The sequence below is a fragment of the Escherichia sp. Lx600-2 genome, assembly GCF_036662595.1.
In the GTDB taxonomy this organism is placed as follows: domain Bacteria; phylum Pseudomonadota; class Gammaproteobacteria; order Enterobacterales; family Enterobacteriaceae; genus Escherichia; species Escherichia coli.
In genome coordinates this window covers 1-762 of the sequence record NZ_JAYQWM010000249.1, presented here as the reverse complement: position 1 = coordinate 762, position 762 = coordinate 1, and the positions used below count along the sequence as shown (strand labels likewise).

Genomic DNA, 762 nt, shown 5'->3' with positions numbered 1-762 from the left:
CGTCACACCGTATACGTCCACTTTCGTGTTTGCACAGTGCTGTGTTTTTAATAAACAGTTGCAGCCAGCTGGTATCTTCGACTGATTTCAGCTCCACGAGCAAGTCGCTTCACCTACATATCAGCGTGCCTTCTCCCGAAGTTACGGCACCATTTTGCCTAGTTCCTTCACCCGAGTTCTCTCAAGCGCCTTGGTATTCTCTACCTGACCACCTGTGTCGGTTTGGGGTACGATTTGATGTTACCTGATGCTTAGAGGCTTTTCCTGGAAGCAGGGCATTTGTTGCTTCAGCACCGTAGTGCCTCGTCATCACGCCTCAGCCTTGATTTTCCGGATTTGCCTGGAAAACCAGCCTACACGCTTAAACCGGGACAACCGTCGCCCGGCCAACATAGCCTTCTCCGTCCCCCCTTCGCAGTAACACCAAGTACAGGAATATTAACCTGTTTCCCATCGACTACGCCTTTCGGCCTCGCCTTAGGGGTCGACTCACCCTGCCCCGATTAACGTTGGACAGGAACCCTTGGTCTTCCGGCGAGCGGGCTTTTCACCCGCTTTATCGTTACTTATGTCAGCATTCGCACTTCTGATACCTCCAGCATGCCTCACAGCACACCTTCACAGGCTTACAGAACGCTCCCCTACCCAACAACACATAGTGTCGCTGCCGCAGCTTCGGTGCATGGTTTAGCCCCGTTACATCTTCCGCGCAGGCCGACTCGACCAGTGAGCTATTACGCTTTCTTTAAATGATGGCTGCTT

General features: G+C 52.6%; 1 rRNA gene. It reads right to left on the bottom strand.

The features are described 5' to 3' along the window. Positions 1–762 (bottom strand): 23S ribosomal RNA (locus OQV04_RS24820); the annotation flags it as partial.